We start from the raw sequence: 26,705 nt of genomic DNA, 5'->3' as shown, positions 1-26,705 counted from the left end.
TCGTGCTTGGAATCGTTCCTGACCGGAGCCCCGTGATTTGATCGAAGCCGTTATGCTCGTCACGCTCGGCTTCCTGACAGCCCTTCTGCTGGCGCTGGCGGCATTGCCGGCGCTCGCCCGGCGGGCCGATCGCCTGGCTCGCAAGCGGGCAGAGGCGGCATTCCCGCTGTCGCTGGCGGAGATCGCAGCCGATCGAGATCATTTGCGTGCGGAACTGGCGATGCAGGCGCGGGCTCTCGAGCAGCGGGCCGAGAGCGGATTCGCTGCAAGGGCCGGCGCGATGGAAGAGCTCGGCCGCCGCGACATGGCGATCGGGCGGCTCGAACGGGAACTCGGCGCGCGCGAACATCGCATCAACGGGCTCGAGGGCGATCTGGCGGCCACACGCTCCGATCTCGCCGAAACCCGCGACGCGCTGGCCAGGGAAACCGCCGCCCTGACACTGGCCGGCGCCACCATTGAACAGCGGATCACTGATCTTGGCGCATTGGACCGCAGCCTGAACGAAGCGAGACATGCGCTGCGTGGCACCGGCTCCGATCTCGATGCGCGGACCGGAGAGTTGGCAGAGCTGCGCGCGGCGCTCGAACGGACCGAGGCGCTGCTTGCGGAGCGCGAAACGGAGCTCGCGCAGTCCCGCCAGGAGAGCGACGCCCATCGCGTTGCGCAGGTCGAGGGTCGCACGCGCGTCATGGTGATCGAGGGAGAACTCGCGGCCAGCCGGCGCGCCGTTGATCAGGCGGAAGCTGCGCTCAAGGCGATGACGACCGATCGAGACAGCGAAAGACAGCGCGCCGACGCCCTGGCCACACGCGCGACACAAGCCGAGGCAGGCCTTGCTGCTGTGGATTCCGGTGCGGTCGAGGTCGCCGCAGAGGCCGCGCGTCTCGCCGCACTCGCCCGCAAGGTCGAGGCGGAGCGCGACCAGCAGGTGCGGATGAAGCAGGAACTCGAAGTGGAATTGGCGCAGGAGAAATCCATGAACGCGTCCAGAAAGCAGCGGGCCGCCGAAGAGGTTGCGCAGGTCCAGAACGAGTTGCGTGCTCGGGATGCCCGACTCGAAACCGAGCATGCAGAAGCGCAGACCCTGCAAGGAGCGCTGGCTCAGGTGCGAGCCGAGCTTGCGCGCACCAAGCAGGAACTGGCGCAATTGCGACGGGACGCGAAGCCCGGCAGTAATCCGGCTGCACGGAGCGACAATGCCGCTCTGCGGCAGGAGATCGTGCGCATCGCCGATCAGCTGATGGCGCCGCCGTCGAGCCGGGAAGCGGCGGAATAGCTCGCAACTCAGCGGAAAACCGTTTCCACCTTGGGCGCTTGATGCTTTAGATCGCCGTGCGTCCATTCGGACGCAGGATGGGCGATCTATCTCTTTGTTCGAGCATCGGATTTTTCCGAAAACCGGATTCCACTTTTCGGTCCGATGCTCTAGGAAGGCGCGCAGGCTTTTCGCCGCGTCCAACAGCTCTGGCCTGAGACGGTGCCGTGACGGATAAGACACTCGACATTCTCTGCATCGGCGAACCGCTGGGCGAGTTCAACGCGACCCGCGGCGAGGCAGGTGCCTTCCGCTTCGGTCATGGCGGAGATACTTCGAACTGTGCGATCGCCGCGGCGCGGCAGGGCGCCAGCGTCGCCTATGTCGGCGCTTTGGGGGATGACAGCGCAGGCCGCTCCTTCCGCGAACTCTGGGCCAGGGAAAATGTCGATGACAGCCATGTCACGACCCATCCGACCGCGCCGACCGGGCTCTATTTCGTCGATCACGGACCGAATGGGCACGTGTTCTCCTATTTGCGTGCGGGCTCGGCTGCGAGCCTCTGCGGGCCGCGCGACCTGCCGCTCGATTCTGTTCGCTCGGCCAAGGTGGTGCAGGCTTCGGGTATCAGTCAGGCGATTTCGGCAAGTGCCTGCGATGCGGTGTTCGAGGCTTTTGCCGTGGCCCGCGCCAGCGGCGTCACCACGGCCTATGATACCAACCTGAGGCTGAAGCTCTGGCCGCTGACCCGGGCGCGGGCGATCATCCATGCCGCCTGCGCCATGGCCGACATCGTGTTGCCGGGTTTTGACGACGCGACCCAGTTGACGGGCCTGAGCGAGCCGGATGCGATCGCCGATTTCTATCTCGGGCTTGGCGCGAGGATTGTCGCGCTCACCCTAGGTCACGCGGGCTCGCTGGTTGCGACGCCGGAGCGGCGCCAGCGCTTCGTGCCGATCAAAGTCGACGCGATCGATGCGACCGGAGCCGGCGACTGCTATGACGGCGCCTTCCTCGCCGAATATGTGCGCACCGGCGATCCTTTTGTCGCCGCCGCCTACGCCAATGTCGCAGCGGCACTTTCCACGCTGGGTTATGGCGCAGTCGCGCCGCTGCCAAGGCGCGCCGATGTCGAGGCGCGGATGGCCGTCGAGGCAAGGGCTTGATTGAGATGAACGTTCCGATCCTGAGCCAGGCCGGCGATTTGCTCGCCGGCTATGACGTGCTGATCAGCGATGTCTGGGGCGTCGTGCATGACGGTGTCTGGGCCCTCGAACCTGCCTGCGATGCGTTGATCAAGTTCCGGCAGCGTGGTGGCACGGTCGTGCTGCTCTCGAACGCGCCCGGTCCCTCGGAGCAGATTGCCGGCGTTCTCGACGACAAGCGCGTTCCTCGCATGGCCTGGGATCGGCTGGTGACCTCCGGCGATGTGACCAAGGCGCTCATCGCAGCGAGCCCGATGCGGCAGATCTATCATATCGGCTGGCATGCGGACCGAGCGGTGTTCGCGGGCCTCAATGTCAATCTCGTCAACGAAGCGGACGCCGAACTCGTCGTCGCGACCGAGCTGAACGACTATCGGCGCGAGACGCCCGAGGATTACCGTCCGCTGCTAACGCGCCTTGCGGCGCGCAATCTTCCCTTCATTTGCGGCAATCCCGATCTTGTCGTGCATGTCGGCGAGGATCTGCTGCCCTGCGCCGGCGCGCTTGCGACGATTTACGAGGAGCTCGGTGGCTCAGTGGCCTGGGCTGGCAAGCCGCATCGTCCGGCCTATGACTTGGCGCTTGCTGCCGCCCGGGAGGCTCGTGGCGGCCGCGAGATCGAAGCCGACAAGGTTCTGGTGATCGGCGACGCGGTGCGGACCGATCTCGCTGGTGCACGCATGATGGGTTTCGACAGCCTTTTCGTCGCCGGTGGCATCCATCGCGAAGAGACGATCCTGGATGGCGAGGTGGACCCGGCCGGCGTCACCCGCGTCCTTGCCGGGCAGCCGGCCGTGCCTGTCGCGGCCATGGCCGCACTCGCCTGAACGCGCTTCAGACCGGGGGCGCTCGCTGAGCCTTCAGCCAGGCTCCGATATCGGCGTAGAGCCCCTCGAAAGGGCGGAAGACGAAGCGGATCTTCGATCGGCCCGGTGGTACAGCGACCGCCCTGAACAGGACATTGGCGCGCAGCAACTGAGCTGGCTTGCCGTCGACCTCGACCTGCCACCAGTGATGCCAGACATCATTGAGCACAACATAGCCGCCGCGCGGTGCATCCGCCTCGACAGCGACTTCCGTGGTGCCGTAATCGACGATGCGGACCGAGCCCGGCCCCACCGGCCCGGCGGGCAGGGGTGGTGGGGCTCGCTCCAACAACACCGCGGTTCTCGGGTCGAAGCCCGCCGGCCATTGGCCGCTTGCCAGGATCGCGCCGAAATCGGCCCGCTCGGCCTGCGCGACAAACAGGACGCGCGGCAAGGCGCGCGCGTTCTCGTAGACATAGGCATCGCGCGTCCTGGCGATCTGAACGAGGTCGCCGGGCTTCAGAGTCTTGTCGATCTGCTCGGCGGGGACGCCGGTCGCGATGAAGCGCAGGCCGAGCATATCGGCGAGCAGCGAGCGGTAACCCGGCATCAGCGGCGAGAACGTACGCTGGTCCGGCAGCGCGACATGATCGCCCGCGCCAGTCGCCTTGCTGTAGAGACCGAGCCTGAGGGGATTGTAGCCGAGCGTATTGTCGAGCTGATGGACGAGACTGGCATTGGGCCAGTGGAAATCGATGCCCGCGAGCTCGATGCGGTCGCGGCGGTCCGGTGCGGCGGTGCGGGCCGTCTCGCGCTTGAGGAGCGCAATCGTCTCGTTCGTGCTGTCGGCGCGCAAGACGTCATAATTCTGCGAGGGCAGCGCGGTGGATTCGCTCGGGCCGTTATTGACGGAGAGATCCACCGTCAGCGTTGCTGCCAGCAAGGCAGCGGCCGCAAGCGTTGAACCCCTCAGCGCAAACTCGCGCGCTGCAACCAGTGCGCCCGCGCTCAAGAGGGCGCAAAGTAGGGCAGTGACCAGCGGGATCGTCGCAACACCGACACGCCCGATGGTCCAGGCGAGCCAGAGGGCGAGGCCAGGGGCGCCGACCAGAAGAGCTGCCTCGACGAACCTTTGCCAAAGCCGCGCAGGTGGCGCGGTGTCGGTCATGACGAGATGGGTCAGGTAGCCGCCGAGGATCGCGAGCAGCGCCCCGAGGATGAAGAGCGCATCGGCCGGCCGCCGGTAGAAATTCACTCCCGGCAGCACCTCGAAGATCAGCCGGAATCCGGGTGTGTAGCGGCCGAGTGCATAGACCAGCACCAGCAGCGCGGCAGTGGTGAGGGCGATGATCTCGCGCCGCAGCAGTGCGCCACGCACCAGCCCGACTGTCAGGATCAGCAGCATCGGCAGGAAGCCGAGATAGAGCTGGCCCATGTTGCGGGCGAGATAGAGATCGAGCGGCCCGAATCGCTGTTCCCAGGCGGGACTCGGCGGCCCCCAGAAGTTTTCGAGTGGACCTGCCGCGCCATAGAGGTTCGCGATCAGCCCGGTGAGCAGCGATGCAGGGTGCAACGAACCCTTTCCAGCGCCGATGAGATCGATCGCGGGACGGTTTGATTCCTGTGCCAGGAAGGCGGTGAGCAGGATCGGAACGGTGGCGACGAAGATGGCACCGAGCGCTCCCACGAGCAGCGGGAGGATGCTTGCACGCAAGGCCCGCAGCGGCCTGTCGGCCATGGCAATGGCGGCGCCCACCAGTCCGGCCAGGACATAGACACCGATCAATGCGACCTGATCGCGGCCAAGCACCATGAAGCCGGCCACGATTCCCGCAGCGAAACCGTAAATCAGCGAGCTGCGCTCAAGCGAGCGCGACAGCAGCAATAGCGTTATGGCGAAGTAGCCGAGACTGAGCACCTGCCCGATATGCTGGATGCGCCAGGCTGCCGAGGCGCCGAAGGCGAAGGCCAGAGCTGCAATGACGGCGCCGGCCGGATGCCAGCTGCGATCGCGAAACAGCAGCACAAGGGCGAGGGCGCCTGCCAGCAAGGTGCCGAGCACCGCGCCGTCGCTCCAACGAAAGCTCGGCGAAGCATTGAAGATCGCGATCAGGGCGAAGGGGGGTGAAAAGATCAGGGATTGCGGGTCGGCGACCTGCGGCGATCCGGCAAAGACATAGGGCGTCCAGAACGGAGAGAGGCCGCGATTCAGCGCCGTCGCCAGGAATTGCAGCTGCGGGTGAAAATGGGCCTTTGCATCCCAGGGAATCGTGACGATTCCTGAGAGCCAGGGCCAGGACAGGGCCAGCCAGGCGCAGAGGGTGATGCAAAACACGCTGGCGAGCGGCCAGCGTGCCGAGGGAACCGGAGGGGAGGTGGTGCCGGGCTCGGACATCAGTGAGCTCTGCCCGAAGCCGCTGCCTCGATCAATCCGTCGGCGCGGCACGGGCCATCAGCGCGTCCATGTCGATGAAGTGGCCGGCACGGTCCCGCTTGGAGGCGAGATAGCGGACATTATGCACATTCGGCCGGCCGAGCACGCGCTGGGTTGCTGCGACTTCGAGGCCGGCAGCCTTGATCGCGCCGATCTTGAGCGGGTTGTTGGTCAAGGCGGTGACGCTTGTCACGCCTAGCTGCTTCAGCATCGTGGCGGCAAAATCGAAATGGCGCTGGTCGAGGTCGAAGCCGAGCACTTCGTCTGCATCATAGGTATCCCACCCCTGACTCTGCAGCCGGTAGGCGCGCATCTTGTTGGAGATGCCGTTGCCGCGGCCTTCCTGGTCCAGATAGAGCAGGATGCCACCCTCGTTCTCGGCCATCCACTGCACGGTCTCGCGCAGCTGGTCGCCGCAGTCGCATTTCAGCGAACCGAAAAGATCACCGGTCAGGCAGGCCGAATGCAGGCGCACGGGCACGGCGGTGTCGAGATCCGGCTTGCCGACGATGATCGCAACCTGATCGCGCAGGCCTTCGCCGCCGCGGAAGACGACGAACTCGGTTTCCGGTGCACCCTCCAATGGCACCGGCGCGCGCCCGACGATCGCCAGCGACGCGACCTGCTCGGCCCGGTAGGCGTTGATCGCTGCAATGGCGACCTCGACCAGCGGTTCTCCGGCGATCTCCTCGGCGGTGACCGGAACAAGGATCGTCGCCGGCAGAACCAGCGAAAGTCTGGCGAGTTCGAGCGCGGCTTCGTCGAGCGAACCGGCCGGCGCAACCGGCGCATCGACCCTGGCGTCGATCTTCAGGGCAAGTGTTTCGATGCGGGCAAGATCGAGTGTCGGCATCGCCAGAATGCCGGTCTCGCTGCGACCCTTCGCACCGAGCCTCCGCAAACGCGCCGCGCTGAGAATGAGATGCGCGCGGCCGCGGGCAAGTTCGTCGAGCCGCTGAACCAGATCAACCTCCGCGAGCTCCGCGGAGAGAGCCAGAGCCAGGCTGGCACCATCGTGCAAGAGCACCGGTCGGGCAGCGCGGAATTCGGCGATCGCACGATCGACCGTTACGAGGTTGGTTTCTTGCGAGCGGCCGAAGAGCGTACGCGACCTAGACATCGGCGACTTGGGCATCGAACTGTCCGTCAGATTGCACCGGCGAGCGGTGGAGGAATGTTTATTCTACGATCAGGAAATCGCTTGGGATGCGCGACTGACCCCGGCTTCGAAACGTTCCTGGGGGCGGACGGTTCCCGTTGCCAAAACCCTCATGTCGGCTGAACTTAGCAGCCATCCAATCTGTTGCCGCCAGCTGTATAGGAAGGCGAGATTGAACGCGAGATGAATGGGCGAAGGTAGCGGTATACCCAACAACAGCAAGCCACGGGAGAGCACGGTGATCAGTCACGACGCCACGGCGGCCAAACCGAGCATGGCAGCCGTCTACAGCCCGGTCGCACGGCGCTTCCACTGGCTGACTGTCGCGCTCGTCCTTGTGATGATCCCGCTTGGCCTGGCGATGACCTATCGCGGCAAGACGCTCGATATCTGGGATACCCTGACCAACTCTCTCTACAGCGCGCATAAGCTGATCGGCTTCACGCTGCTCTGGCTGATGGCCGGGCGACTGGCCTATCGCTTGCTGCATGGTGCTCCATCCGACGAGCCAACCCTGTTGTGGTGGCACAGGGCGGGCTCGCATCTGGTGCATTGGCTGCTCTATGGCTTGCTGCTGATCGTGCCGATCCTGGGCTGGATCGGTGTGTCGCTCTTTCCAGCACGGACGATCTTCGATCTGTTCAATCTACCGGCACTCACTGCGCCGGATGAGGAAATGGCGAAGAGAGTGCTCAATATCCACGGCTGGCTCGCGCTCGGCATGGCTCTGCTGATCGCAACGCATATCGCAGCGGTGATCTATCACCGCTTCATCCGCAGGGACGGCGTGCTGCGGCGGATGTGGCCCGGAGCGCGCGAGAGCATGCTGCGAAAAAGTGGCAACGGTTTTTCGCATTGAGCATGCTCTAAACTATGAGAGTCGATCACGTTTTCTACGTTTGGACGACTTCGTCCAAACGCAGCGTGATCTAGCCGATTCGCTTCAGACCGGCCGAGCCCAAAGGTCCTGGTGACCGACGAGCCCGGAGACGGCCCGGCGCTTGGTCTCCAGCCAGTCCGCGACCGTGGCGGGGTCGACATGGCCGGTTTCGGTGACTGCCTCGGCGATGCCTTTCGTCAGGGCCTCGGCCAATTCGCGCTGGCCCTCGTCGATCAACCATGGACTTTCGCCGGTGGAAACCGCGAAGCCGGATTTGCGGAAAGCCTCGGCCATCGCCTCCGTGGCCTCCGGTCCGGCGGCAGGACCAAAGCCCTTGTCGCTGTGTTGATGATGGTGAAACGCGGCCAGGACCCTGGAGTCGGCGCCATGTTTCGGCTGCCACTGCTCGCGGCCGTCATAGGTCAGCACGGTGTAGAGCGGGACGTTCTGGCTCACGAGTGCGGCGACGAAGCGTTCGAGCCATCGCTTCGAGGTGAGGTCGAACAAGGCCGCGGCGGTCACCAGATCCGGCTGCCAGCCCAAGACCCATTCGAGATCCTTGTTCAGGTCGGCCTTGCGGGTATCGACGGTAATTGTCCTGTCACCTTTGCCCAGGACGAGTTCCTCGCCCTGCTCGCGCACGTCATCGGCCCAGGCAGCGAGGCGTTCACGGGCGACGTCAAGCAGTCGCTCATCGAAATCGACGAGCGTCCAGTGCTGCCGGGGCGGGAGCGCCGAATAGGTGCCGCGTAGATTGGAGCCCGCGCCACAGCCGAGATCGACGATGGTGAGTGACGGGCGGTTGGAGAAATAGGCGCCAACGGCTGCAAGCAATTGCGGGTTGCGCGCCGCGTGATCGGCCGGCTCGCGCAAGGCCAACCAGTCTGGAGAAAAGCCGCTCATGCAAATACCTTTCGGCAGGTCTCGGCGACGATCGTCGCGGTGTCGTGCCAGCGAGGCAATGTCTCTGCCGCGGCCCAGGAGGCATCGGCCAGGCGCTTTCTGCCAGGCGGTACAGCCAGAAGCTCACTCAGCGCCCGGGTCAACGCGCCCGCATCGCCGGGAGCAACCTTGATGGCGGCCGCATCCGGCACCGTTTCAGCTGCTGCGCCGCCGGTGGTGCACAGGATCGGCAGGCCTCGCGCCATCGCTTCAGTCAGCACCATGCCATAGCCCTCGAAAAGGGAGGGCATGACGAAAAGTTCGGCCTTGTCATAGGCGTGTGCCAGCTCGACTTCGCCAACCGCACCCGCCAGCATGATCCGGTCCTGAAGCCCGGAAGACGCGATCTGCGCCTTGAGCGCGAGAGTTGTCGCGGGCGCCCGGTCGGCCGCACCGATGATCGTGAGTTGCCAGGACACATCCCTCAGCGGGCGCAATGCCTCGACCAGGATGTCGTAGCCCTTGCGCGGGACGAGGGACCCGACCGCGAGCAGTTGCAGGGGCTCGCCCGGGCGCCCGCCGGCGGCACGCGGTGCCCGGTCTACGCCCGGCTCGGCAACCGCGATGCGCTCGGCGGGGACGCCGAACTCGGAGACCAGGAGGCGCTTGGTCGCCGGACTCGTGACAATGATGGCGCTGGCATAACGCAGGGCAGCGGTTTCGCGCGCAATCAGCGCGCGGGCCTGCTCCGTCCCAAGTCCGGTTTCGAAGCCGAGGGGGTGGTGCACCAGCGCGACCACCCGACCAGCCAGGTCGGCCGCGATGCTCTCCGGAAAGGCACCATAGGCCAATCCATCGATCAGCAGGACGCGGTCGAAGGGCTGCGACAGGAGCAGTCGCCCGGTCTCGTCGAGATCCGTCGGCGTCGGATTTGGAAAGGAACCGGGCAGAGCGAGATGCTGCGCTGCGACGCCGTTGGCGTGCCACTCCCGCAACAGGCGGCGATCATAGCCATAGCCGCCCGTGGGCAGGTCGATGTCGCCGGGGATCGCGAAGACGATCTCGCTCACGCGAGGGCGCCCTCATAGCTGGCGCGGGCGAGGTCGGTCTCATGCAGGGTGACGCGGATGCGGGAGAGCCCGGCGCCATCTTCACCGAGGGCCCCCGACTTCGCGGCTTCGGCGACCGCGTCGAAGATGTATTTGCAGAGGAATTCCGTGGTGGTGAGCACGCCCGCGAACTGCGGCAGCGTGTCGAGGTTCTGATAGTTCAGCGGCTTCAGCGTCTTGTTCAGCACGTCGAGTGCGGCGCCGATATCGACCACGACATTCTGGCGTGTGAGCCGCTCGCGGAAGAACGCGACATCAACCACGAAGGTCGCGCCGTGCATGTTCTGCGCCGGGCCGAAGAACGGATCGGGCAGCGAATGGCCGATCATGATGCGGTCGCGGACTTCGACGGAAAACATGTGCAACTCCCTTAGGCCGGCGCGTCGGCAGGCCCCTGTCTTGGCCAAAGCCCCTGCGTCAGGTCAATAGCGCAGCACTGCGGCAAGCCCGCGCCAATCGGCGGAAAGCACGCCGGGAAGCTGCGCCGGAGCGCCGGCGAAGGGGATTTCCTGCGTGATCAGCCCGTCCAGCCGTTCGTCGGCGAGCAGTGCCATCGCGGCCTGGGCACGCCTTGCGTAATCCCATCGCGAGCGGCGCGAAGGCGAGACCTGGCCAACCTGCGAGGAGACGATCTGCAATCGCTTGGAATGGAAGGCGCCGCCGAGCGGAGCGGGCACGGCGCCCTCGCCATACCAGCTCAGCTCGACGATGCGGGCCTCGAGACCGGCAGCTGTTATCGCAGTGGCAAGCCCTGGCGCCGAGGCACTGGCATGGAAGACGAGATCGGCATTCTCGGGGGCGGCGTCGGGCTGTGCGAAACCGAAGCCGAGCTGTCCTGCCAGCGTTGCGCGGCCGGGGTCGATATCGACAAGCGTCACGTCCGCACCGGGAATCCCTGCCGCGATCCAGGCGACCAGCAGGCCGAGCACGCCACCCCCGACGATGACAATGCGGTCGCCGGGACCTGATGCGGCATCCCAATGCGCGTTCAGCGCGGTTTCCATATTGGCGGCGAGCACAGCCCGGCGAGCAGGAACGGCATCAGGCACGATGGTCAGCCGTTCGCGCGGCGCAACGAAGCGGTTCTGATGCGGATGGAGGCCGAACACCGTCTTGCCGACGATGTCCGCCGGTCCGGCTTCGACCTGCCCGACGGCGCAATAGCCGTATTTGACCGGGAACGGGAACGCCCCTTCCTGGAAGGGGGCGCGCATGCGCTCGTGCTCCGAAGGCGGCACGCGCCCTTCGAAAACCAGGCGCTCGGTGCCGCGGCTAATACCGCTCCAGAGCGTGCGAACAAGGCAATCGCCCGGTCCCGCCGGGGGCACTGTCACGGTGTTCAGGGCGCATTCACGAGGCGCCACATACCAGAGGGCCGTTGCCGTCGAACTTGCGCCGGCTGCGAATGCCGGCTTTAGCTCCTGCGCCATGTTAAGCAGACCCTCGCCTTGCACCATCGCGTGACGGAAACCGCCATGAATCAGCGCCCCGCTCCGACCACGTTCCAGCCGGCTGCGCAAGAGGCAGGCGTGCTGCCGGGGTTGACCCCTGCCGGGCTGCAGACGATCGGCGTGTTGCGGGCCCGCCGGCTGCTGGTTCTCGTGCTCAATCTCGTCACGCTCGCCGGCCTTCTCTTCGGGCTGTCGCGTGTGCTGGGCGCGGGCGGATGGACCCTTGCCGACATCGTGATCTTCGTCGCCTTCCTGTTCGGTGCGCCCTGGACCGTGCTCGGCTTCTGGAATGCTGCAATCGGGCTCTGGCTGCTGCATGGCGTCGAGGATGGACGCGAGCAGGTCGCGCCCTTTGCTGTTGACGGCGATGCCGCGACACCACTGGCGGTTCGCACTGCGGTATTGATGACCCTTCGCAACGAGGATCCCGCACGGGCCTTTCGCCGCCTGCGCGTGGTCAAGCAAAGCCTCGACGCGACAGGGCAGGGCGCCTGGTACGACTACTTCGTGCTCTCCGACAGCAATGATCCGCGTGTCGCCGCTGCGGAGGAGCATCTCGCTGAGGGGTGGGCGAACGAGATTGGCGAAAGCGGGCGAGTGACCTATCGCCGCCGGACCGACAATGCCGGCTTCAAGGCCGGCAATGTCCGTGAGTTCTGCGAACGCTGGGGCGATCGTTACGAGCTCATGTTGCCGCTCGACGCCGACAGCGTGATGTCGGGCGAGGCGATCGTCAGGCTGACCCGCATGATGCAGGCCCATCCGCGACTCGGCATCCTGCAGAGCCTTGTCGTCGGCATGCCGAGCAAGTCGGCCTTCGCGCGCATCTTCCAGTTCGGCATGCGTCACGGCATGCGCCCTTACACGATGGGATCGGCCTGGTGGATCGGCGAATGCGGACCCTTCTGGGGGCACAACGCCATGGTCCGGATCGCACCCTTCCGCGATGAGTGCCATTTGCCCGTGCTTCCGGGCGGACCGCCGCTGGGCGGGCCGGTGATGAGCCATGACCAGGTCGAGGCGACCCTGATGCGCCGCGCCGGCTACGAGGTGCGCGTGCTGCCGGAGGAGATGGGGAGCTGGGAGGAGAACCCGCCGACCATGCTCGAATTCGCCAAGCGCGACCTGCGCTGGTGCCTCGGCAACCTGCAATATCTCAAGCTGATCGATCTACCCGGCCTGAAGCCGATGAGTCGCTTCCAGCTCGTCTGGGCGATCCTGATGTTCCTCGGCCTGCCGGCCTGGACGCTGATGATCGCTCTGCTGCCGTGGAAGGTGATCGAGGATGGCGGTATCGCCGATTACCCGGCGGGGCTCGCGGCTTTCCTCTACGTGCTGTTCTTCATGATGTATCTCTCGCCCAAGCTGGCGGGCTTCGCCGATATCCTGCTGACCAGGGCAGGCACGAAGCGTTACGGCGGCACGGGCTGCTTCATCACCTCGTCGCTGATCGAGATCGTCTTCGCCTTTCTGCAGGGAGCGGTCTCGACCTTCCGCACGACGCTGTTCATGATCGGCCTTGCCTTCGGGCGAGCGAAGATCGGCTGGAACGGCCAATCGCGCGATGCACACGCGCTGTCCCTGGCGACGGCATTCGCAGGTTTGTGGCCGCATCTGCTTTTCGGGCTCTATATCTTCATTGCGCTAGCCATTTTGTCGCCAACGGTGCTGCTCTGGTCGCTGCCGCTGACCGCCGGCTATGTGCTGGCGGTTCCCTTCGCCATGCTGACGGCCGCACCGGCGCTAGGAGAATGGTTCGTCGCCCGCGGCCTCTGCGGTATTCCCGAAGATTTCGATCCTCCGGCCGAACTCGTCGCCATCCAGGCGGAGACGCGCGCGTGACGGGCGTGGCCTATCCGAAGGGTACGGCCAAGGCGATTGCGCGCTCCCTCAGGGTCTATCACCGCGATCGTGAACACCATGCCGCGATGGATGCGCTCTATTCCGGCTTCCTGAAACCTGGCGATCTCGCTTTCGATGTCGGAGCCCATGTCGGCGACCGGATTTCCTCTTTCCGACGGCTCGGTGCGCGCGTTGTTGCGCTGGAGCCGCAACCCGGCCCGGCACGTGCCATTCGCCTGATTCACGGTCGGGATCGGGATGTCACTCTGGTGCAGGCCGCCTGCGGCGACCGGGTCGGCACCGTGACGCTCCGGATCAACAGCGCGAACCCGACGGTCTCGACCGTCTCCGAGCAGTTCGTCGGTGCGGCCCATGGCGCCGAGGGTTGGACCGGCCAGGTCTGGGATCGCGAGATCACGGTGCCCTGCACGACTCTGGACGCGCTGATCTCGCGCTATGGCGAGCCCGCCTTCATCAAGATCGATGTCGAGGGTTTCGAGGCCAATGTCCTTGCCGGGCTCTCGCGGCGGGTGCCGGTGATCTCGTTCGAATTCACCACGATCCAGCGCGATGTCGCGGAGGGCTGCCTCGCACTGCTCGAGACCCTGGGGCCGTACCGCTTCAACGTCGCTCTCGGTGAAAGCCAATTCCTCGAACTCGCTGAGGAGGCCAGCGCCGAAGCAATGGGCGGCTTCCTGCGTGATTTGCCGCATTCGGCCAACTCAGGCGATGTCTACGCCGTCCTGCAGCGGTGAGCGGCAGGGCATCGTCGCAGCGCTCAAGCCACCGGCTGCCCGAGCCAGGACAGTGCCGCCGCTACCAGAAGGCCTAGCCAACCCGGATCCCTGCCCTTCGTTGCCACCAGGACGACAAGGGCACTGCCGACCAGTGCTAACGCTGCGATGCGCACGACGGTTGGGCCTGCCACGGGTTCGTCCGGAGCGGCCGCGATCGAGATCAGCAGAACGCCGAATGCCCCCAACCGAGAATGCTCGGGAGATGCCAGCTCGCCCAGAGGATGCGGACATGTCGCTCCCGCAGCAGCGGCTGGCCCATGGTCGGGACCAGGCTGCCACGGCGCATGTGCCGGAAGATCAGCATTTCGCCCAGAACGGAATGGATCAGCCCGATGACGAGCATCAGTGCACCGGCCAGCAGTACGCGTCCCCCATGGCGCGAGCGATCCGCGCGCCAGGTCGCACCATCGGATAAGTTAACCGCTTGCCGCAACATCCGCCTCTGCGGGCGCATGCTTTCATCGGCTCCCCGCACCCCCTATGAGGAAACCAGCCAGCTTGCATTCATCAGGCCTTCGCCATGCTGGCGACGAAGCCGTTTTTCGAAGGATGGTCATGTTCAGCCTCGCCCGCCCAATCGCTGTCTCGTTCGCCCTTCTGCTTTTCGCCTTGCCGGTGCGCGCTGCGGGCGATGTCGCTGTCGAGGTGAAGAACGAGTCGGAGCCGGTGCTCTGCGCTGAGAAGGACAACGTCACAATCAAGGCGATCTCGCCTGAAGTGCGGCGTTTCCAGATCGAGGCGGCGCATCCGGCCTATATCGCCGGGCTGGTCCGGGATAACTGGGAGGCTGACTGGACTGCCTGCGACATGACCGGCGATCCGGTCTTCGCTGCGCCGACACCGCCGCGGCGCGTCACCTTCTACGAGAGCATCGATTACTGGCTCGTCGGCTACACCTTCCCGACCTTCTGGCGGCCGTCGGACACGACGTTCAAGGTTGGCGACCGGGTCGAGAAAGGCCTGCATCTCGTGCAGCTCTGGAAGCTCGGCAAGGACAAGTCCTATGAGGTCCTCGTGGTCTATCCGCAGGATGGCTACTGGCGCGCCCGGCCGATGCCGCCGCAGCATCTCGGCTTCTCCTCCTATGGCTCATCCTTCCTGTTCGGACCGATCGAGCAGGATGGCGCGCGGCCGGTGGTGAACATCAAGGAGATCGAGTTCGACCCGAAGACGACCTCCTTCAAGATGAGCTTCAAGGATGGTTCGGCTGCCACGCTCAAGCTCGACAGTGTCGACGAGAACCGCATGGTGCTGGATGCCGTGCTCGACAAGCCCGTCACCGGTGGCAAGGCCTTTGTGGCGCTGCGCTCGATGTATGTCACCGAATTCAACAACGACGTCGCCCGCATCGCCATACGCGAGCCCGGAGCCAAGGGTTGGCGCGAAGAACTGCTGATGCCCTTCGGCGGCGGCAAGGCGAGCGATATCTGGATGGGCCGCACCACCCATTCGCGTCACAATACCTCTTCGCCGGACATGGTCTTCCGCAATTTCTCCAAGGACCCGAACCCGCCGGCGGCGCCTGCCAAGAAATAGGAGCGCTCCCGCGGCTCTCAGATATGTCGCCGGAGCCCGCTGGTCGTCCGGGATGGTTTCGCGAGGAGGCTGCTCTCCCATCGGAACGCAACGCGCCTCTGTTGCGTTCTCACATGACGCAGGACGTGCGGCCCGATAGGTTGGCGCGTGTTTCGTTTGCCTGAGGATGCCATGCCGCGTTTTGCCGCCAATCTGTCGATGATGTTCAACGAATGGGAATTCCTCGACCGCTTCAAGGCGGCCCGGGAGGCCGGATTCGCGGCCGTGGAGTTTCTGTTCCCCTACGAACACCCGGTCGAACAGGTGAGTCTTGCGCTAGCGGGGGCTGAACTCGAGCAGGCGCTGTTCAATCTGCCGCCTGGCGACTGGGCCAAGGGCGAACGCGGCATGGCTGCGATTCCCGGCCGCGAGGCGGAATTCCGCGCCTCTGTCGAGACGGCGTTGACCTATGCGCAGGCCACCGGGGTCAAGCGTCTGCACATGATGGCCGGGCATGCCGATCCCCGGGATCCCGCCGCTCAGGTGGCCTATCGTGCCTCGCTCGCCTATGCCGCCGACAAGCTCGCCGAGCACGGCATTGACCTCCTCCTCGAGCCGATCAACGGCAAGGACATGCCGGGTTATTTCCTCAATGATTTCGATGCCGCCGCCGCTTATGTCCGCGAGTCCGGGCGGCAAAATGTCAGGCTGCAGTTCGACATGTATCACTGCGAGCTGATCCATGGCGACGTCTCGGGCAAGCTGAAGGCGCTCTTTCCGCTGGTCGGCCATGTCCAGATCGCCAGCGCCGATGGCCGCCATGAACCGGACGCGCTCGGCCCGGATTATCCGCGTCTGTTCGCCGAACTCGACGGTCTCGGCTATACTGGTTTTGTCGGCTGCGAGTACCGGCCAAGGGCCGGGACGCTCGAGGGGCTCGGCTGGTTCTCCGACTGGAAAAAGCAGGCCTGAGCGATGCGCGCCGAGCCCTTTGCCTACCCGGTCCTCGTTGCAGATATTGGCGGGACCAACTCCCGCCTTTCGCTCGTGCAGCACGCCGGTGCACGGCCTGAGCCGCTGGCCCGTATCCATACCGGCAGCCATCCGACGCCTGATGCAGCGCTGGCTGCGGTTCTGGCGTCCCTCGATCCGCGCCCTCGCTCGGCGGTTCTTGCGGTCGCAGGGCCACTCGATGGCCGTACTGCCCGGCTGACCAATGCCAATTGGCATTTCGACGGGCCTGGCATGGCTGCCGAGCTTGGGCTGGTGCAGGGGCTGCTGGTGAATGATTTCGAGGCGCTCGCCGCCTCGCTTGCTGTCCTGAAGCCGCAGGACATGGTCACCCTGGTGCCGGGGCAGCCCGAGGCGGAGGGGGTGCGTCTCGTGCTGGGACCCGGGACCGGTTTTGGTGCGGCAGCCTTGGTCAGCCGGAACGGCAGGGGTGCATTGATCCCGACCGAGGCGGGCCATATCGGCGTCGGGCCCGAGGATCAGGCGGAGGAGAAGATCTGGCCGGCGCTGGCGGCCGGTCTGCCGCGCGTCACGGTCGAGGCGCTCTTGAGCGGTGACGGTCTGGTGCGCCTGCATCGCGCCATCGCCAGCGAAACCGGCATGGAGGAGGCGAGAGTTAGTGCCGCTGATGTGACCACGCTGGCGCTCGACGGCAACCCCGCTGCACTGATGGCGGTCATTCGCTTTTGGCGATTGCTGGCGCGTGTTGCCGGTGATCTCGCACTCATCTTCAAGGCGACCGGTGGCGTCTATATCGCCGGTGGCATCGTGCCGCGGCTCCTGCCGCTCGCCGGCAATGCCGCACTCCATGCTATGTTCAATGGCAAGCCGCCGATGGAGGAACTCGCGGCGCGCTTCGCCCTGCATGTCATCACGACTGCGGACGCTGCCGAACAGGGGCTTGCCGCCATTGCGGCGTCCCCGTCCCGCTTCGGCCTCGACGACGAAGCCCGATTGTGGTTTCCGTGAGCGGCAGGTAGCAGCTGCGCTTCGCGATCAGTGCAGAGCGCCGCATCCTCTCTTCAGGGCTTTTCCGCTTCTTGTCCCAGCTCTATGGCATCCAGGTACTGCGCGCCTTCGCGGCTTTCATGGTCGCCGTGCATCACGTGCAGCCGGACGCGCTTGCTCTGGCTCAGCGCTCAGGCGAGAGTCTCACACCCTCCTATCTCCTGCCGTGGATGGCCGGCGTCGATATCTTCTTCGTCGTCTCCGGCTTCATCATGGTGCATGCGTCCAGCAAGCTCTTCGGCCGCAAGGATGCGCCTCGCCTGTTCCTGGCGCGCCGGCTTGCCCGCATCGTGCCGCTCTACTGGGCGGCGACGACGCTGTTCCTGCTTGTCGGGCTGCTGCTTCCCGGCGCGCTTAATTCGGCTGCGCCCGATCTCGGGCAGATCCTGGGCTCCTATCTGTTCTGGCCGGTCGTCTCTCCTGCCGGTCTCGTCCAGCCCGTCTACTCGCTCGGCTGGACGCTGAATTACGAGATGCTGTTCTACGCGTTATTCGGCGCGGCGCTCATCCTGCCGCGGGCTGCAGTCGTCCTGACGGTCACGTTGGCGCTTGCGGTGCTGGTTGTGGCGGAGGCTCTGTCTGGCCCCCTGCCATTGCCATTCGGCTTCTGGGGGCAGCCGATCGTGCTGGAATTCGCTGCCGGGATGGGACTGGCCTTGCTGAGGCGGCAGGGCTTTCGGCTTACCGGCGGACCGCGCTGGCTCGTTGCTGCCCTGGGCGTTGCAATCCTGCTGCTGGCGGCCTGGCTCCCCGGAGCGGACACGCCCTGGATGTCCTTCACACTGCGAGGCTCGGCTGCAGTGCTCTTGGTCGCGGCGGCGTCATCCGGCAGCGGCAATTCGGCCCCGTCGGCTCTGGTTCGTGGCCTGGCTGGTCTTGGCGATGCATCCTACGCGCTCTACCTCGTCCACCCCTTTGCGATCAGGGCGCTACGCGAGATCTTTATGCGTGTGGCTCCCGGCTGGCCTGGCCTGTACGTCTTCGCGGCACTGATCGCCTCGGTCGTCGCTTCGGTGCTGGTCTATCGCTGGTTCGAGCGACCGGCGACGCGCTGGCTCAGGAAGCGGCTTGAAGCCTAGATCGCCATGCGTCCTACCGGACGCAAAGTGGCGATCTATCGCTTTGAGCAGCGTCGGATTTTTCCGAAAAGTGGATTCCACTCTTCGGGCGGATGCTCTAGTCGCGCGGCCGCTTCAGGCGCATTCCCTTCAACGACTGGCCGACGATGCCGCCGGCCTTACGCCTCTCAGCCCGCTTGACGACGATCGCCGCGACATGCTCCGGCTGCGGAAAATAGCCACGTTCCATGATTTCGAGTGTGTATTCCTCATAGGTCAGACCGAGTTCCTCGGCCCGTTCCTGCCGCCGCACGGCGATCGAGGGCGGCTTCGTCCAGGCCTTGCGCGAAGCGAAGCGCCAGTCGAAATAGCGGCCGATCTCGCCTTTGCCCCATTCTGGCTGGCGCTGGGCTGGGTCTTCGAGCGGGGGGCCGCCATTGTCGCCGATCCTGGCATCGCGGGCTCTGCGGGAAGGTAGGCGCGTCATGGGTCTCGTCCATTAAGGGATACTATTTGTATCCTATGATGGATAATCCGCAGCGCAAGGGGCCGTGACGCCGTGGCGGCGTGACAGGCCGGGCGTGCCAGTCTATCCCGACCGCTCGACAATCAACGGGTATCGAATGGCTCCTCTGCTCCACCTGCGCGACGTCGCCCTGACCTTTGGCGGCCAGCCCTTGCTCGAAAGCGCGGAGATCGCGGTATCGCCGGGCGAGCGGGTCTGCCTTGTCGGCCGCAACGGCTCGGGCAAGTCGACACTGCTCAAGATCGCGGCCGGGCTGGTTGAGCCCGACAGCGCCGAGCGCTTCCTGCAGCCGGGAGCGACCGTCCGTTACCTGCCGCAGGAGCCGGATTTCTCCGGCTTCAGGACGTCGCTTGCTTATGTCGAAGCCGGCCTCGGCCCCGGCGACGATGCCTATCGCGCCCGCTATCTCGTCGAGGAGCTGGGTCTGACCGGCGACGAGGATCCGGCGACCATGTCGGGCGGCGAATCCCGCCGCGCGGCGCTGGCGCGCGTGCTGGCGCCGGAGCCCGACATCCTGTTGCTCGACGAACCGACCAACCATCTCGACCTCCCGGTGATCGAGTGGCTTGAACAGGAGCTGAAGTCGCTGCGCTCGGCCATGGTGCTGATCAGCCACGACCGGCGTTTCCTGACTTCGCTTTCCCGCGCGACGATCTGGCTTGATCGCGGCCAGACGCGGCGCATGGATCGTGGTTTTGGCGAGTTCGAGGCCTGGCGCGACGAGGTGCTGGCACAGGAAGAGCTCGACCGCCACAAGCTCGACCGCAAAATCGCGCGCGAAGAGGACTGGCTGCGCTATGGCGTCAGCGCGCGTCGCACACGCAATCAGCGCCGCCTCGGCGAGCTCCATGCGCTGCGTGACCAGCGCCGCACGGCGCGCGGAGCCGTTGGCTCAGTCCGGCTCGAGGCCAGCGAGGCCCAGATGTCGGGCAAGCTGGTGATCGAGGCGATCGACGTCGCCAAGGCCTATGACGACAATGTCGTTGTCAAGAACCTCTCGCTGCGCGTGGCGCGCGGCGACCGGATCGGCATCGTTGGGCCGAACGGCGCCGGCAAGACCACGTTGATCAACCTGCTGACCGGCGCGTTGCAGCCGGATTCCGGCAAGATCAAGCTCGGGGTTTCGCTCGAGATGGTGACGCTGGATCAGCGCCGGGAAAGCCTCGACCCGGCGACGCCGCTCGGCGATGCGCTGACCGGCGGTGGTTCCGACCAGGTCATGGTCGGTGGGCAGCCGCGCCATGTCATCAGCTACATGAAAGACTTCCTGTTCCAGCCCATCCAGCGGGGCACGCCGGTCGGAGCGCTCTCCGGCGGTGAGCGCGGGCGGCTCATGCTGGCACGGGCGCTGGCAAAACCTTCAAACCTGTTGGTGCTGGACGAGCCGACCAACGATCTCGATCTCGAAACGCTGGACCTGCTCCAGGAACTGCTGGCGGACTATCAGGGTACGGTGCTGCTGGTCAGCCATGACCGCGACTTCATCGACCGGGTCGTTTCCGCGACGCTGATCTCGGATGGCGACGGGGTCTGGACAGAGTTTGCCGGCGGCTATTCCGACATGCTTGCGCAGCGCGGGCGTGGCGTCGGCGCGAAGGCGCGCGCCGTGGCGGAGAAGGTAGCGCCTGCGCCCTCCAAGTCGGTTGCTGCCGTGCCGGCGGCAGCCAGCAAGCGGAAGCTCTCCTTCAACGAGAAGCATGCACTGGAGACACTGCCGAAGCGCATCGAGGCGCTTCAGGGGGAAGCTGCCAAGCTCAACACGGCTGTCTCCGGCGATCTTTACACGCGCGATCCCAAACTCTTTGCCAAGGCAACGGCCCGGCTCGACGAGGTCACACGCGAGATCCATGAGGCCGAGGAGCGCTGGCTGGAGCTCGAGATGCTGCGCGAGGAGATCGGCTAGAGCATGCTGCGAAAAAGTGGCAACGGTTTTTCGCATAAAGCATGCTCTAAACTATGAGAGCCGATCACGTTTTCTGCGTTTGGACGATGTCGTCCAAACGCAGCGTGATCTAGGCCGGCCTTCACCGGGCTGGCCGAGGCGTGATCGGGCCGGCCATAGGATTTAGGTATCCGGGCAATCGCAAAAACGCATTTTTGGCCGGCCTCAAATCGTCCCAATGTCACCACCTCAGAGAAGATCACGAGGAAACAGCATGAGACTGAAGGGCAAGACCGCGCTGGTCACCGGCGCTGCGCAAGGGTTCGGCTTCGGCATCGCCGAAACCTTCGTGCGCGAGGGCGCGCGGGTGGCTGTTCTCGACATCAATCGCGAGAAAGCGCAGGAGGCGGCGAAAGCGATCGGCCGCAAGGCCTTTGCCGTGGCCTGCGATGTCGGCAAGGGAAAGAGCGTCGATGCTGCCGTGGCGAAGGTGATCACGCGCCTCGGCAGGCTGGACATCGTTGTCAACAATGCCGGCATAAGCCACCGCAACCAGCCGATGCTGGAGGTCTCGGAAACCGAATTCGACCGCGTCTTCGACGTGAACGTGAAGTCGCTCTACCTGATGGCCAAGGCGGTGGTGCCGCATTTCCGCGAATATGGCGGTGGGGTGATCCTCAATATCGGCTCGACGGCTGGCCTGCGTCCGCGCCCGGGACTGACCTGGTACAATGGCTCGAAGGGGGCCGCGAACCTGCTCTCGAAGTCGATGGCCGTCGAGCTCGCGCCTGACCGCATCCGTGTGAATGCGATCGCACCGGTTGCCGGCGAGACCCCGCTGCTTGCGACCTTCATGGGGGAGGACACGCCGGAGAAGCGAAAGGCTTTCACCAGCACGATTCCCTGGGGCCGTTTCTCGACTCCGCAGGACATTGCCAACGCCGCGCTCTTCCTGTGCTCCGATGAGTCGGAAATGGTGACGGGCAGCGTGCTTGCGGTGGACGGCGGCCGCTGCGTTTAAGCGGTCTTCCCTGCAAGATCATCGGGCCGGATATCGTATCCGGTCCGACGATCTAACCTTTTTGTGTTTGCATCGGCTTTCCCGAAAACCGCGATCCAGTTTTCGGGCCGATGCTCCAGACCTGTCGGGGGCGCCGTCATGCGGCGCCCTTTATTGTTGCTTAGGGGCGCTCGCAACGGATGGAGGGAGCGTCAAACCGGCTTGGCGTGAAGCACAATCTCCTGGCGCATCCTCACGGTGCCGTCGGGCTCGAAGCCACGTTGCTCGACGCCGATCGACGGAGCCTTGGCATCGCCCTCGATCTTGATGAGGTGCCAACTCGCCATCTCACCATGGCCGAGCGGCCCGATGGAGGCGGAGGGCACGCCGACAATCGGGATATCGTGATCCGGACCCGGCCGCCAGGCGAGCGAAAAGCGGTGGTTGTGGCCGTGCAGGACGAGGTCGGCGCCCTTGCGTCGCAGCATCGATTCGAAAGCATCCGCGTCGAGCAATTCGCGGGTGCGCCGCGCGCCGCCAAGATAGGGCGGGTGATGGATCAGAACGACGCGGATCAGTCCTGCAGCCTTGGCCCGATCGAGGAGCATCTCCGCCTTGGCGATCTGCTCGCGCCCGACGCGGCCTGTCGCCATCAGTGGCAATGTCGGGATGCCGGTGTTCAGTCCGATGAGCGCGACGGGGCCGCGCTTGCGATACCAGGGATATCCGACTGTGCCGTCATCGCTGCTGCACCATGGGCCAAGCAGGCTTGCGAGGGGTTTTAGCGAAGAGCGGGCATAGGCATCGTGATTGCCCGGCACGAAGCTGACATCCGCGCGCGGACCCAGCGTGTCGAGGAAGGTGACTGCGGTCTTGAATTCGTTCGGCAGGCCGATATGGGCGACATCGCCTGTGCAGGCGACATGGTCCGGCGCCTGCGCGCGGATATCCGCGACGATCAGCGCCAGGATTTCCATGTCATGGGCGTGCCGGCGCTTGCGACGCCAGTTGACGTAGCCGGTCGCGCGCTTGCCCAGTAGCTGATGCAGAGAGAACTCGGCGAGCGGGCCGAGATGCGGGTCGGACAGGTGCGCGATCTTGAACACGCCCTGCGCTTGCCCTCAGAGCATGGCAGCCGTCAAGCGCATCCGCGCGGCGGCTCGCCTCAATCCGTTCCCAAACCCCGGTGAGGTTCGGGGCCAAGGACTCAGTTGAACGAGTCGGTGAGTTCCGAGACGATGCGCGGATCGGTGAGGGTGAGGGCGGGCTTCCACACGAAAGCACGCTTGGCCCGGAGGCGAGCGGTGATGAAAGCGAGAAGCATTGTGGTAACCCCAGCGGTGATGGCGCTGGTTTCTACCTGCTTTGCGGCGCGTTTGTGACGTAACGGCAGCGCAAACAATGGTCTGTTATGCGTTATTTGCATAGGCAAATACGCGGCCGATGAGAGGAGCGCGAGGCGTGTCGCATGGGCCCGACCCCAAAACCGGCCGCGAAACAAGGTATGTTCGCGAGCCGCGCCCGATCGCGAGGCCCCTGCGCAGGCTGCTGCACCTGTATTTCTGGCTCACGCGCGGCATGACGCTGGGCGTGCGCGCTGCAGTGCTCAGGGGAGACCGCGAGGTTCTGCTGGTGCGCCATACCTATACGCCGGGGTGGCATCTGCCGGGCGGTGGTGTGGAGACGGGCGAGACATTGCGAGACGCGCTCGACAAGGAACTGCGTGAAGAGACGCTTGTCAGGCTCACCGGCCCGCCACAACTGCATGGCGTCTTCCTCAACCGAACCGTGTCGCGCCGCGATCATGTCGCGATCTTCGTGGTGCGGGAATTCGCTGTGGACGGTGTCAGGCAACCGGACTGCGAAATTGCCGAGGCCCGTTTCTTTCCGCTCGATGCGCTACCTGACAGCACCACAGCCGGCACCCGCCGCCGGCTCGACGAGATACTCGGCCGACGTCAACCCACGGCCGATTGGTGAGATCGATTTCTGCGGGGAAGGGGTCATGCAAGGGCACGTGCCGCGCCGATCATGATCTCAACGCAAACAGCGTCGCTAGTCCTCTCATCCGTCAGCGCTTCGCGCTGCCATCTTCACTCGCGACGTGAGACGGAAAACACGCAGCCATTTCTGACATGGACGCCCGCCCGTGCCTCTGCTACAGGCGATTCATGGCTGACCGGCAAGATCACTCCATCCTGCGACGACCGGCGCGCTGAGCGCGCCCTTCCGCTCGGCTGCCTCACGGCGCCTGAGCTTCTTGCCCCCCTGTCCGTTCGCAGGTTTGCCGACGCCATGACTTCGCTTCCCCTGACCATTCGCCACGAGCTCCCCGCCGATCATGCCGCCATCGAGCGTCTGCATGAGCGCGCCTTCGGTCCCGGCCGTTTTGCCCGCACGGCTTTTCGCCTGCGCGAGGGCGTGCCGCAGGACCCGGCGCTATCCTTCGCTTCGCATGTCGGGACCTTCCTGGTCGGTTCGGTGCGCGTGACCCGCGTCTCGGCAGGTGGGCAGCCGGCGCTGATGCTTGGGCCGCTCACCGTTGATCCCGCCTTCGAGGGGCGTGGTATCGGCGCTGCACTGATGAACGCTTCGATCGAAGCCTCGCGGGCGGCCGGGCACGACCTCATCATGCTGGTCGGGGATGCGCCCTATTACGCCCGCTTCGGTTTCAAGCCGATCCCGCCCGGGCAGCTGACCTTGCCTGGGCCGGCGAATCCCGCGCGCTTCCTCGCTCTCGAACTGGTCGAGGGCGTTCTGGCCAAGCGCAGCGGGGCGGTCATGGTGTTGCGTCCGGGCTCCGCCTGAAGCGCCGGCCGGTCTCGCCGAGCCAGCCGGCCACCAGCGCACCAAATAGCAGGGCGAGGCCGATCAGTCCGATGAAGACCGGCGAGATCGAGACGCCCCGCACGATGCCGGAATCGCTGATGCGCAGGCCGATCCAGTCCGCACCAGCGAACTGGCTGCCGGAACGGACCGGAACGATGCGCGGCACGGTCACGCCCGAGCCGCTGTCCTGGCCGATCCGGCGGGAGGAGCCGCCCGTCGCTTCGGCAAGCTGCTGAAGCTTCGCCGGGTCGCTGACGACCTCCATGAGTTCGCGCGGGTTCTCCGGGCCGACGCTGGCAAAGGCTGTCAGATTATCCGCCGAGATGCGATGCAGGCCGAATTCGGTGGTCGGGATGCGGGCGCTGAAGATGCCGGGCCGTCCGGCTTCCAGCTGAACCGTGCGCGACGTGCCGTTGGGGTCGGTGACGACGATTGGGGAGGGGGCCTCGCCCAGCGTCTGGCGCTCGATCTCGATGGTGCGGCCGCGTGCGGTTGCGCGAAGCGCCTCTTCCTCGAGTTCGGGTTCCTTCATCAGCCAGTGGCCGAGGCGGCGCAGCAGGTCGAGATGCGGTCCGCCATCGCGGAAGCCGCGCGCCCAGAGCCAGGCATGATCGGAGAGGAAAAGTGCAACGCGGCCCTTCTGCTCGCGGCTGAGCATGAGCAACGGTCTGTCGCCCGGGCCGGTCATGATGGTCGAGCCCGTGCGGGCGCGCGCACCGACCATGCGCAACCATTCGCCCCAGCGCGGCGGCTCGACCTCAGAACCGGGCAGATCGCGGGTGACCGGGTGGCGGCGGCCGGGGTCGCTGACACGGGCGCGATAGGCCTCGTCGATGACGCTGCCATCGGGCAGGGCCGGCAGGATCTGGCCGAGCGGTGTGCGTGCAAGCGACTGCGAGCCGGAATATTCCGGACCAGCCGCGACCAGCAGGGCGCCACCCTCACGCACATAGCGGACGATGTTGTCGAAGTAGAGCAGCGGCAGAATCGACTGGTTGGCGTAGCGGTCGAAGATGATCAGGTCGAATTCCTTGATCTTGACCTGGAAAAGCTCGCGTGTCGGGAAGGCGATCAGCGAAAGCTCGTTGATCGGCGTGCCGTCCTGCTTTTCCGGCGGACGCAGGATGGTGAAATGGACAAGGTCGACATTGGCGTCGGCCTTGAGCAGGTTGCGCCAGGTCCGTTCTCCGGGATGCGGCTCGCCGGAGACCAGCAGGACGCGCAGCTTGTCGCGCACGCCCTCGATGGTGATGACGGCGCGATTATTGGCAAGCGTGAGCTCGTTTTCGAGCGGCGCCGCCTCGATCTCGACGACATTGGGCCCGCCGCGGTCGATCCGAACCGGCACCTGCACGATCTGACCCGCGGTGACCTCGCGGCGAGCGACGATCTCGCCGTCGCGGCGGATCGTCAGCCCAGCGCGGCCGGGACCACCCTTGTCCAGGACGCGCAGGCGAATGACCTGGTCCTTGCCGACGATGCCGAAGCGCGGCGAATCGACAAGTACGATACGGCGGTCGATCTCGGCGTTGCGGCCGGTCGTGAGAACGTGCAGCGGCGCCTTGAGACCCAAGGTTTCGGCATTGGGAGGGGCATCATGGGCGAGGCCGTCGGTGATGACGATGGCGCCGGCGACGCGCTCCGAGGGCACATCCGCGATGCTCGCGGCCATCGCCTCGAAGAGACGGGTCCCGTCGCCTGAGCCCTGCATATCGGTGACGTCGACGATGCGCGGCTCGACGCCAGGCACGCCGCGCAATTGCCGCTCGACGTCCGCCAGGGCGGCTTCAGTCTGCACGGTTCGGTCGGCGAGGCGGTTCGAGCCGGAGCGATCGACCACCACCGAGACGACATCCTTGACCGGCTCGCGGTCCTCGAAAACGAGCGAGGGGTCGGCCAGAGCGAGCGTCAGCACGATCAGTGCGAGCGCGCGGAGGATGGCGCTGCGGCCGGCGAGAACGAGCGCGGCGCCGGCCGCGACAGCAGCCAGCAACGCGAGGCCGATCAGCAGTGGCAGAGGCACGAGCGGGGCGAAAGAGAGACTCCACATGGT

24 protein-coding genes are annotated in these 26,705 nt (G+C 65.5%); 15 read left to right on the top strand and 9 right to left on the bottom strand.

Annotated elements, in window-relative coordinates; translation table 11 throughout:
• Positions 1 to 37 precede the first annotated feature (37 nt).
• The 3 genes from FG93_RS20800 to FG93_RS20790 all read left to right on the top strand — a co-directional run bounded on the left by FG93_RS20800 (position 38) and on the right by FG93_RS20790 (position 3,290).
• Entirely contained in the window at positions 38 to 1,279 is a 1,242-nt protein-coding gene (locus FG93_RS20800; protein WP_152579540.1) for a hypothetical protein, read from the top strand.
• 206 nt (positions 1,280 to 1,485) lie between these two features.
• A complete protein-coding gene (locus FG93_RS20795) occupies positions 1,486 to 2,424 on the top strand; it encodes a sugar kinase (protein WP_043237904.1) in 939 nt (312 codons plus the stop codon).
• A 5-nt stretch (positions 2,425 to 2,429) separates the two neighbouring features.
• The gene (locus FG93_RS20790; protein WP_043237901.1) at positions 2,430 to 3,290 is read left to right on the top strand and encodes a TIGR01459 family HAD-type hydrolase; all 861 of its coding nucleotides are present in this window, start codon (positions 2,430 to 2,432) and stop codon (positions 3,288 to 3,290) included.
• A gap of 7 nt (positions 3,291 to 3,297) precedes the next feature.
• Here the strand turns inward: FG93_RS20790 and FG93_RS20785 are convergent, their stop codons facing one another.
• Entirely contained in the window at positions 3,298 to 5,664 is a 2,367-nt protein-coding gene (locus FG93_RS20785; protein ID WP_043237898.1) for a hypothetical protein, read from the bottom strand.
• Positions 5,665 to 5,695: 31 nt separating this feature from the next.
• A complete protein-coding gene (gene ribA, locus FG93_RS20780; RefSeq protein WP_052514020.1) occupies positions 5,696 to 6,823 on the bottom strand; it encodes a GTP cyclohydrolase II RibA in 1,128 nt (375 codons plus the stop codon).
• A 277-nt stretch (positions 6,824 to 7,100) separates the two neighbouring features.
• Here ribA and FG93_RS20775 point away from each other — a divergent pair, with 277 nt between their 5' ends.
• Positions 7,101 to 7,721, top strand: coding sequence for a cytochrome b (locus FG93_RS20775; RefSeq protein WP_244448671.1), 621 nt, complete (start codon positions 7,101 to 7,103; stop codon positions 7,719 to 7,721).
• Positions 7,722 to 7,805: 84 nt separating this feature from the next.
• On the opposite strand, the gene FG93_RS20770 is transcribed toward FG93_RS20775, so the two are convergent.
• The 4 genes from FG93_RS20770 to FG93_RS20755 form a co-directional block, all read right to left on the bottom strand.
• Complete coding sequence (locus FG93_RS20770) at positions 7,806 to 8,645, bottom strand: class I SAM-dependent methyltransferase (protein WP_043237892.1); 840 nt, start codon at positions 8,643 to 8,645, stop codon at positions 7,806 to 7,808.
• A complete protein-coding gene (locus FG93_RS20765) occupies positions 8,642 to 9,694 on the bottom strand; it encodes a glycosyltransferase family 4 protein (protein WP_043237891.1) in 1,053 nt (350 codons plus the stop codon). Before FG93_RS20765 ends, FG93_RS20770 begins: the two co-directional genes overlap by 4 nt.
• Positions 9,691 to 10,092, bottom strand: coding sequence for a 6-carboxytetrahydropterin synthase (locus tag FG93_RS20760; RefSeq protein ID WP_043237888.1), 402 nt, complete (start codon positions 10,090 to 10,092; stop codon positions 9,691 to 9,693). The genes FG93_RS20765 and FG93_RS20760 overlap by 4 nt, the downstream gene beginning before the upstream one ends.
• 63 nt (positions 10,093 to 10,155) lie before the next feature.
• Positions 10,156 to 11,163, bottom strand: a complete 1,008-nt coding sequence (locus FG93_RS20755; protein ID WP_052514019.1) for a zinc-binding alcohol dehydrogenase — start codon at positions 11,161 to 11,163, stop codon at positions 10,156 to 10,158.
• A 45-nt stretch (positions 11,164 to 11,208) separates the two neighbouring features.
• On the opposite strand from FG93_RS20755, the gene mdoH reads away from it, so the two are divergent.
• The 7 genes from mdoH (at position 11,209) to FG93_RS20720 (ending at position 18,436) form a co-directional block, all read left to right on the top strand.
• Positions 11,209 to 13,026 carry a glucans biosynthesis glucosyltransferase MdoH gene (mdoH, locus tag FG93_RS20750; RefSeq protein ID WP_043237885.1) on the top strand — a complete coding sequence of 606 codons (1,818 nt, stop codon included), beginning with the start codon at positions 11,209 to 11,211 and terminating at the stop codon, positions 13,024 to 13,026.
• A complete protein-coding gene (locus FG93_RS20745) occupies positions 13,023 to 13,781 on the top strand; it encodes an FkbM family methyltransferase (protein ID WP_052513995.1) in 759 nt (252 codons plus the stop codon). Before mdoH ends, FG93_RS20745 begins: the two co-directional genes overlap by 4 nt.
• A gap of 271 nt (positions 13,782 to 14,052) precedes the next feature.
• Complete coding sequence (locus tag FG93_RS32975) at positions 14,053 to 14,238, top strand: hypothetical protein (protein ID WP_161783857.1); 186 nt, start codon at positions 14,053 to 14,055, stop codon at positions 14,236 to 14,238.
• A 140-nt stretch (positions 14,239 to 14,378) separates the two neighbouring features.
• A complete protein-coding gene (locus FG93_RS20735) occupies positions 14,379 to 15,359 on the top strand; it encodes a hypothetical protein (RefSeq protein ID WP_043238226.1) in 981 nt (326 codons plus the stop codon).
• Positions 15,360 to 15,530: 171 nt separating this feature from the next.
• Complete coding sequence (gene otnI / locus FG93_RS20730) at positions 15,531 to 16,310, top strand: 2-oxo-tetronate isomerase (protein ID WP_043237883.1); 780 nt, start codon at positions 15,531 to 15,533, stop codon at positions 16,308 to 16,310.
• Between the two features lie 3 nt (positions 16,311 to 16,313).
• Entirely contained in the window at positions 16,314 to 17,318 is a 1,005-nt protein-coding gene (locus tag FG93_RS20725) for a glucokinase (protein ID WP_043237882.1), read from the top strand.
• A 71-nt stretch (positions 17,319 to 17,389) separates the two neighbouring features.
• Positions 17,390 to 18,436: an acyltransferase gene (locus tag FG93_RS20720; RefSeq protein ID WP_244448670.1), complete on the top strand. Its 1,047-nt coding sequence runs from the start codon at positions 17,390 to 17,392 to the stop codon at positions 18,434 to 18,436.
• 97 nt (positions 18,437 to 18,533) lie between these two features.
• Here the strand turns inward: FG93_RS20720 and FG93_RS20715 are convergent, their stop codons facing one another.
• A complete protein-coding gene (locus tag FG93_RS20715; RefSeq protein WP_081881680.1) occupies positions 18,534 to 18,902 on the bottom strand; it encodes a hypothetical protein in 369 nt (122 codons plus the stop codon).
• 136 nt (positions 18,903 to 19,038) lie between these two features.
• Between FG93_RS20715 and FG93_RS20710 the strand changes: the two genes are divergently transcribed.
• Both FG93_RS20710 and FG93_RS20705 read left to right on the top strand, forming a co-directional pair.
• On the top strand, positions 19,039 to 20,844 hold the full coding sequence (locus FG93_RS20710) for an ATP-binding cassette domain-containing protein (RefSeq protein WP_043237880.1): 1,806 nt from the start codon (positions 19,039 to 19,041) through the stop codon (positions 20,842 to 20,844).
• Positions 20,845 to 21,097: 253 nt separating this feature from the next.
• The gene (locus FG93_RS20705; RefSeq protein WP_043237879.1) at positions 21,098 to 21,844 is read left to right on the top strand and encodes a glucose 1-dehydrogenase; all 747 of its coding nucleotides are present in this window, start codon (positions 21,098 to 21,100) and stop codon (positions 21,842 to 21,844) included.
• A 191-nt stretch (positions 21,845 to 22,035) separates the two neighbouring features.
• On the opposite strand, the gene FG93_RS20700 is transcribed toward FG93_RS20705, so the two are convergent.
• Entirely contained in the window at positions 22,036 to 22,929 is an 894-nt protein-coding gene (locus FG93_RS20700; RefSeq protein ID WP_052513994.1) for a metallophosphoesterase, read from the bottom strand.
• 472 nt (positions 22,930 to 23,401) lie between these two features.
• Here FG93_RS20700 and FG93_RS20695 point away from each other — a divergent pair, with 472 nt between their 5' ends.
• Entirely contained in the window at positions 23,402 to 23,803 is a 402-nt protein-coding gene (locus FG93_RS20695; RefSeq protein ID WP_244448680.1) for an NUDIX domain-containing protein, read from the top strand.
• 315 nt (positions 23,804 to 24,118) lie between these two features.
• Positions 24,119 to 24,631 (top strand): GNAT family N-acetyltransferase, encoded by a 513-nt coding sequence (locus tag FG93_RS20690; protein ID WP_043237876.1) that lies wholly within the window; start codon positions 24,119 to 24,121, stop codon positions 24,629 to 24,631.
• On the opposite strand, the gene FG93_RS20685 is transcribed toward FG93_RS20690, so the two are convergent.
• Entirely contained in the window at positions 24,603 to 26,702 is a 2,100-nt protein-coding gene (locus tag FG93_RS20685; protein WP_043237873.1) for a membrane protein, read from the bottom strand. The genes FG93_RS20690 and FG93_RS20685 overlap by 29 nt on opposite strands.
• Positions 26,703 to 26,705 lie beyond the last annotated feature (3 nt).

The organism is Allobosea sp. LC85 (assembly GCF_000735605.1).
In the GTDB taxonomy this organism is placed as follows: domain Bacteria; phylum Pseudomonadota; class Alphaproteobacteria; order Rhizobiales; family Beijerinckiaceae; genus Allobosea.
Note: the sequence above shows the minus strand (reverse complement) of the source record. Positions and strands in the feature narration are given on the sequence as shown.

Excerpts from the sequence above, each read along its gene's own strand:
- FG93_RS20695 (WP_244448680.1), top strand. The coding sequence starts at position 23,402 with ATGACGCTGGGCGTGCGCGCTGCAGTGCTCAGGGGAGACCGCGAGGTT.
- ribA (WP_052514020.1), bottom strand. The coding sequence starts at position 6,823 with ATGTCTAGGTCGCGTACGCTCTTCGGCCGCTCGCAAGAAACCAACCTC.
- FG93_RS20760 (WP_043237888.1), bottom strand. The coding sequence starts at position 10,092 with ATGTTTTCCGTCGAAGTCCGCGACCGCATCATGATCGGCCATTCGCTG.
- FG93_RS20705 (WP_043237879.1), top strand. The coding sequence starts at position 21,098 with ATGAGACTGAAGGGCAAGACCGCGCTGGTCACCGGCGCTGCGCAAGGG.
- FG93_RS20715 (WP_081881680.1), bottom strand. The coding sequence starts at position 18,902 with ATGACGCGCCTACCTTCCCGCAGAGCCCGCGATGCCAGGATCGGCGAC.
- otnI (WP_043237883.1), top strand. The coding sequence starts at position 15,531 with ATGCCGCGTTTTGCCGCCAATCTGTCGATGATGTTCAACGAATGGGAA.
- FG93_RS20755 (WP_052514019.1), bottom strand. The coding sequence starts at position 11,163 with ATGGCGCAGGAGCTAAAGCCGGCATTCGCAGCCGGCGCAAGTTCGACG.
- FG93_RS20690 (WP_043237876.1), top strand. The coding sequence starts at position 24,119 with ATGACTTCGCTTCCCCTGACCATTCGCCACGAGCTCCCCGCCGATCAT.
- FG93_RS20710 (WP_043237880.1), top strand. The coding sequence starts at position 19,039 with ATGGCTCCTCTGCTCCACCTGCGCGACGTCGCCCTGACCTTTGGCGGC.
- FG93_RS20790 (WP_043237901.1), top strand. The coding sequence starts at position 2,430 with ATGAACGTTCCGATCCTGAGCCAGGCCGGCGATTTGCTCGCCGGCTAT.
- FG93_RS20785 (WP_043237898.1), bottom strand. The coding sequence starts at position 5,664 with ATGTCCGAGCCCGGCACCACCTCCCCTCCGGTTCCCTCGGCACGCTGG.
- FG93_RS20725 (WP_043237882.1), top strand. The coding sequence starts at position 16,314 with ATGCGCGCCGAGCCCTTTGCCTACCCGGTCCTCGTTGCAGATATTGGC.
- mdoH (WP_043237885.1), top strand. The coding sequence starts at position 11,209 with ATGAATCAGCGCCCCGCTCCGACCACGTTCCAGCCGGCTGCGCAAGAG.
- FG93_RS20735 (WP_043238226.1), top strand. The coding sequence starts at position 14,379 with ATGTTCAGCCTCGCCCGCCCAATCGCTGTCTCGTTCGCCCTTCTGCTT.
- FG93_RS20685 (WP_043237873.1), bottom strand. The coding sequence starts at position 26,702 with ATGTGGAGTCTCTCTTTCGCCCCGCTCGTGCCTCTGCCACTGCTGATC.
- FG93_RS32975 (WP_161783857.1), top strand. The coding sequence starts at position 14,053 with ATGTCGCTCCCGCAGCAGCGGCTGGCCCATGGTCGGGACCAGGCTGCC.
- FG93_RS20770 (WP_043237892.1), bottom strand. The coding sequence starts at position 8,645 with ATGAGCGGCTTTTCTCCAGACTGGTTGGCCTTGCGCGAGCCGGCCGAT.